This is a genomic window from Candidatus Trichorickettsia mobilis, assembly GCF_034366785.1.
Classification (GTDB): Bacteria; Pseudomonadota; Alphaproteobacteria; order Rickettsiales; family Rickettsiaceae; genus Trichorickettsia; species Trichorickettsia mobilis_A.
Genome location: NZ_CP112956.1, coordinates 1 through 4,549 on the forward strand (window position 1 = coordinate 1; position 4,549 = coordinate 4,549).

At 36.2% G+C, this 4,549-nt stretch carries 6 protein-coding genes; all 6 read right to left on the bottom strand.

What is annotated here, in order from left to right:
- On the bottom strand, positions 1-639 hold a 639-nt coding region (locus tag Trichorick_RS09045; protein ID WP_323739321.1), incomplete at its 3' end, for a TraU family protein.
- A 452-nt stretch (positions 640-1,091) separates the two neighbouring features.
- On the bottom strand, positions 1,092-1,619 hold the full coding sequence (locus Trichorick_RS09050; protein ID WP_323739322.1) for a hypothetical protein: 528 nt from the start codon (positions 1,617-1,619) through the stop codon (positions 1,092-1,094).
- A gap of 6 nt (positions 1,620-1,625) precedes the next feature.
- A complete protein-coding gene (locus Trichorick_RS09055) occupies positions 1,626-2,327 on the bottom strand; it encodes a conjugal transfer protein TraW (protein WP_323739323.1) in 702 nt (233 codons plus the stop codon).
- A complete protein-coding gene (locus tag Trichorick_RS09060) occupies positions 2,317-3,336 on the bottom strand; it encodes a synaptonemal complex protein 1 (RefSeq protein WP_323739324.1) in 1,020 nt (339 codons plus the stop codon). The genes Trichorick_RS09055 and Trichorick_RS09060 overlap by 11 nt, the downstream gene beginning before the upstream one ends.
- Before the next feature lie 461 nt (positions 3,337-3,797).
- On the bottom strand, positions 3,798-4,022 hold the full coding sequence (locus Trichorick_RS09065) for a hypothetical protein (RefSeq protein ID WP_323739325.1): 225 nt from the start codon (positions 4,020-4,022) through the stop codon (positions 3,798-3,800).
- Positions 4,019-4,399 (bottom strand): hypothetical protein, encoded by a 381-nt coding sequence (locus Trichorick_RS09070; protein WP_323739326.1) that lies wholly within the window; start codon positions 4,397-4,399, stop codon positions 4,019-4,021. Before Trichorick_RS09070 ends, Trichorick_RS09065 begins: the two co-directional genes overlap by 4 nt.
- Positions 4,400-4,549 lie beyond the last annotated feature (150 nt).

Genomic DNA, 4,549 nt, shown 5'->3' on the forward strand with positions numbered 1-4,549 from the left:
TCCCGAGAACGGGTAAATATTACCCCAGCAGCCCCCGCACCAAAACATCTCGTCTCTCGGTAGATGTACGGTAGATGCGGCACAATCTATTACGCACGCACTTTGCGCTAGTGCGTTGCCGAACAAAAACACTTCCGGATTAAGTAGAGTTTGTAGTTTTTCGTCGTTCCAAGTAACGTCAAGCTCGGATATATACGCCACGTCAAAGGTTGATTGCTCTAAGCAGATAAAATCGGTGATTAGCTCAAGCCAATAAATGAGAGGATAAATATAATAATGGACGTGGTAAAACGAGCGATGAGAATGATGATCGCCGTAACCTCTAGCATAACTACTGACTTTATTCGAGTGGCCGCTAGCTAACTGCAATCCACCTAAATTAACCATACAATAAGGCGTTCTGGTAATATCGACAAGTCTTACCGGCTCCCAGAATCCGATAGAAATTCCCGGCACGGGAACGTTAGCTTTGGTACATAAACAAAGCGGAGAACTCGGGTTTTTAGTATCTCTTTTTTTCGGAGTGCTGCCTTTGCCGATATTAAAGCCGCCGATAGAAATCGGTAGCAAGCATGACCAACAGACATCCGTTATAGGATTAACGAATTTACCCTGGCAAGTACTAGCGTAACTTGACATAGGTGCTAAAATAATCATAATTAGCACGATGATGATTTTCCTATGATTCATCCCGCCTCCCCCGACAATCCTGCAAGACGCCTCGCGGGAGGTAGAATCTTTTATGTTATCGTTCATTTTCTTTACTTCATGTTGTTTTGCATATTTGTTTATTTCTATATTTTTGTTATAATTTTCTTCTTTTTTAATTTTAAAAATCAAATATGAATTTATTAAAAAACCACTATCTTAATTTAGTAATAGCCGTTGCTTTAACCTTTGTACCGAACGCCTCCGTATTTGCGGCTACGACAGAGCCGGATAACGTAATTATTAGCGTATTCATGAAGCTAATTAATTTTAGTAAAAATAATCCGTTAGATAGTGCTTTTATATTACTCTGCATCCGCGCCGTTCTTTATCTTTATTCTCATGACAATTTAACGATTCTCATTTGGTCGGTAATTATCTGCTTAATTACTACCCTTATTATTCAGCTGGTTTGTTAAATAATTTAGTTTTAAGTAACGTGAGAACGGTTTTATATCCATTTTTTTAAGTAAAATCGTACAATATTCTTTACGATCTTTAACAAGAAAATAAGACTGAATAAAAATCACGTTATCGGTTCTAAACCAATAATTATTTTGCTCTACTTTTTCTAAAACAAGCCCGCTGTTATATAAAGCAAGCGTTAATTGATCAATGTTACCTTGAAAATTTAATTCATGATATTCGGTATTCGTCGCATGTGTTTTTAAATTAAAAGTATTTTCTACAAAACGAGCTATAATAATTGAAATTTGCATCAGTATCGTAGCAATACAAAACGTAGCCGATAATGCTTTGGCGTTAAGAACATCGTCTTTGTCTATTAGCCACCAACCGAAACTAACGCTTAAGCCGAAAATAATTGAAAGTTCAATATCGTTGATACGTTGAAATTTTGATCGAGAATTATTTGTACGTATCTTCTTTTGTTTAAGCATTTTATCTTGCATACCGTGCTATCTTCCTCCGATATTAATTTCAGTAACCTTTAAATATTTACCCTCCGGTTCGACTATCGCAGGCACGTGTGCAATATTGAATTTGTTAGTTAACTCGCCGAATTGATCAAAATATATAGGATTTTCGACTTCCCTCTCAAGCTCAAGAGGTCTGCCGCCCGTTAGAATTATTTTGTTATCCGAGGGGGCAAAAGTATGAGCGGCGTTATCTTTATTTTGATCACCTAAATTTTGCGGTAGTTCCTCTTTATTTTTATTAAACGCTTCATTGGATTTCATATAATTATCTTTTAACCAAGCTATTTGAGACGAATCTCGTCCGTCGATAAACACTATCTTACCGCCCCATTCCATATGATCTAAGGGGTTTACCCTTGTCCCCGCAGGGTATAACAATTTACCGCAAGGTAAGAATACGTCTTCGTCTAAAACGTAACTTGGATCAAAACTATGACTAACCGTTCTTGTCGCTCTAGTGATACCGAAAACGGGAGTGGGCTCTTCTACTCTTTTTCTTGCTAAATCTTTCATTTTTTGCTCATGCTCTGCTAGATTTACGCCCTTTAATTTACGCTGCATCATGCTTACAAAACCTTCTTCCTTAATCTCAAAAGTAGCCCCCTGCTTGCCGAAATCTTTCCCAAAAACCGGGTTGCTTAAAGAGAAAACTACAATAAGCAGCAAACTTTTATTTCTCATTTGCCGCTCCGCTTTTATTCGAACTTTTGTTTGAATTTTTATCTCGAAGTTTTCTTTGAGCAATTCGTTTAGCTTTTATTTCATTAAATATTTTTTGATTTCTTTCCTTTATCATTTTATTAAAAATAGATTTTATTTTAGGATCACCCTTTTCCATCATTTTAACCACGTCATAAGGGTGCATCCTTAACTCTTTTACGCTCCTGTCTAATACCTCTTGATACATATCTCTATTAGGCAATCCTGCTAATACCTTATCTACTTCTTTCCAAATTTCTAAGTTTTCCCGTGACTCTTCCATTTTTGCCTTAGCTCTTTGCTGCTGCACGCAAGATTCTTTTAATTCTAACGATCTTCTTTTTAATTCGGGATCATCGGAGTTCTCTCCGAGTTGAATAAGTCCTTGCGTTAAGTTATCGGCACATACGGTATCGGTTTGCTCGGCATACGTAACCGCATATGAGACTAAGATCGTTATCAACGCAAATAGTCTTATGTTAAAGTTATTCATTAATTTATTAAGCCCTTTCATTTCCGATTCTCTTTTAATAGGTTCAATTAAATAATGCTTGATAATCAGTCCGTATATTACGCAAATATTAGCAATTAAAACGACTGCTATAGCGTCCAAACAGAGCATCAAGGTAATAATATTTATTATCATTAAACCTGCGCTCCACGTACCCGCTCTTCTAATTAAACCGAGGCAACATAAAATCAAACTTCCTAAAATTGCAATTATTGAAATACTTATCGTTGATACTATCAGAACAATGAATTGGAAGTTTTGCTTTATACCTTTTTGCTCAATTTGCCGAATTATTTCCAAAATCATATGCTTAAAATTTAATGCCTCTACGATAGAAGGTGATTTAAAAATCCATAAATAAAGAGCGGTTATATGTATCGAGACGGATAAGATTAGAGCAAAGCTTTCTACTCCCCATTTAATCGGTTGTTCGTTTTTTAATATAAATTCCCGTAATTTTTGTATAATTACCGCTAGCATTCTTACTTACCCTCTTAATAATGACTTGCTTAAATCGTGATTCTTATAAAATCTATGTACGCAAAACAAGCACACGAAACATAATAAAGCCGCAAACAAAACGTAACCCGAGTATGCAAACATATAACAAAACAAGAGAGTAAGTAGTCCTCTAGACGTTTCGGTTGCTAGAATGTAATTCTTACGTAAATAAAGAATCACACTTGCTATAATCGCCGCACTAGGGATAAATAACATTACTATAAATACGACCGCTGCTCTCGTGCTTTCTCCACCTCGGATAATCTCGTTTATACAATCATTCAAGAATTCAGATAAGCCGTCAGCCCCTCCTGCTTTCGGCGCCACATAAATATACGCGTAAAGGATACATAAATGTGCTACGCTACAAAAAGCTAAGATTAATTGCCTGTGAATTGAAAGTTTTTGTTGTTGATGATTTAAAATCGCTTTAAACATTTTTACCTGCTAGTGCTTATAGATTTTGCCGTGCGAGCAGCTTTTATCGTCTCAAACATTTGATCGACTTGATCTTGGTACCCCGATGATTTTAAGTTCATGCTCAAAGAAAATACTATGATCGCAAGGATTAGCTCTTCGCTTAGCCGATTTTTTACTTTGTCTTGAGAATCGGTTTTATTACCTTGCTTAAGCTTGCTTTCTTTATCGCACCTAAATCTAATCATTGCGTATTACCTCGAATTTTATCTTCTTTTTGTAATTCGCTAATAATTTTTGCGTGTATCTCGCTACTTATTGACCTAACATTCTCGCCTCTTACGCTACTCATGCTATATACCACTAGGTTTTTGCCGGTTCGGTAAGCCTTAGGCAAACTAACCGCTAAGCTTACAGCTTTTTCAATCTCACCGAAAAATAACTGACGAGTACTAAGTTCTTCATTCTTTATCCTATCCTCCTCTAAACTCATTAATTCATCCTCGGCAACATATAAAATACTATAATTACCGTTACCTCCGAACTTCTCGTTATATGCAAGCATCAAGCATGCGCCGATTATCCCCGAAGTTACTAATGCTAATATTTTTTTTGCTATATCCATTTCAAACCTTCAAAATATTCTTACGTCTCAACTCAATGCATTTACGCTCTAATTGCTTTACCGCTTCCTTTTAAACTTACCAACTGCTCGACCGCTTCATCTAAACTAATCCCTGCCTTCGTTTTGTTCTTTAAGAAATTAAAATCAGAT

Excerpts from the sequence above, each read along its gene's own strand:
- Trichorick_RS09050 (WP_323739322.1), bottom strand. The coding sequence starts at position 1,619 with ATGCAAGATAAAATGCTTAAACAAAAGAAGATACGTACAAATAATTCT.
- Trichorick_RS09055 (WP_323739323.1), bottom strand. The coding sequence starts at position 2,327 with ATGAGAAATAAAAGTTTGCTGCTTATTGTAGTTTTCTCTTTAAGCAAC.
- Trichorick_RS09060 (WP_323739324.1), bottom strand. The coding sequence starts at position 3,336 with ATGCTAGCGGTAATTATACAAAAATTACGGGAATTTATATTAAAAAAC.
- Trichorick_RS09065 (WP_323739325.1), bottom strand. The coding sequence starts at position 4,022 with ATGATTAGATTTAGGTGCGATAAAGAAAGCAAGCTTAAGCAAGGTAAT.
- Trichorick_RS09070 (WP_323739326.1), bottom strand. The coding sequence starts at position 4,399 with ATGGATATAGCAAAAAAAATATTAGCATTAGTAACTTCGGGGATAATC.